Source organism: Streptomyces sp. SID14436 (assembly GCF_010548465.1).
Taxonomy (GTDB): domain Bacteria; phylum Actinomycetota; class Actinomycetes; order Streptomycetales; family Streptomycetaceae; genus Streptomyces.
In genome coordinates, this window is record NZ_JAAGMD010000906.1 from 1 (window position 1) to 703 (window position 703).

Here is a 703-nt window from a genome sequence, read left to right on the forward strand (position 1 = left end):
GCTGACGGTGGGCGCGGGCGCGGTGTGGCTGTCCGGCGCCACGGCCGGCGCGGTGGGCCGGGCCATGGCCCGGCGGGCCCGTTCCGCGGCCACCCTGATCGCCGCGGAACGGCTGCGCGACGACCCGTGGGCTGCGGCACGCACCCACGCGGCGGTGCTGCTGGTGACCGTCGTCGGAACCGGGTTCGTGGGGCTGCGGCAGTCGATGCTGGAGCTGCTGGGCCGGCAGGGCCGGGGTGTGGAGGACATGGAGTTCTACACCACCGGCCTGGACCTGGCCGCGGCGGCCGTGGTGGTGGGCCTGCTCATCACCCTGACCGGTCTCGCCGTGGGGACGGCCGAGTCGCTGTCCGCACGCCGCCGGGGCCTGGCCGCCCAGGTCGCCGCCGGGGTGCCGCGCAAGGTGCTGAACCGGGCGCTGCTGCTGGAGACGGCGCTGCCCCTCGCGCCCGCGCTGGTGCTGGCGGGCATCGGCGGGCTGGTCATCGGCGTCGGCTACTCGGTGCTGACCGCGTCCGTCGTGCCGTGGGCCGCCCTGCTGGTGCCGCTCGACGTCTACGCGGCCTGCCTGCTGGCCGCGGCCACCGCCCTGCCCCTGCTGGGCCGGAGCCTGCGGCCGGGCGAGCTGCGCCACGGGTGACGCGCGTCCGTCCCGGGGGCACGGGGGGCCTCCGGGACGGGGACGCGGGGGGCCTCCGGGACG

General features: G+C 78.5%; 1 pseudogene. It reads left to right on the forward strand.

Going from position 1 to position 703, the window contains the following annotated elements:
• Nucleotides 1–640, forward strand: a pseudogene (locus G3I53_RS33100) (ABC transporter permease); the annotation flags it as partial.
• Nucleotides 641–703: the final 63 nt, after the last annotated feature.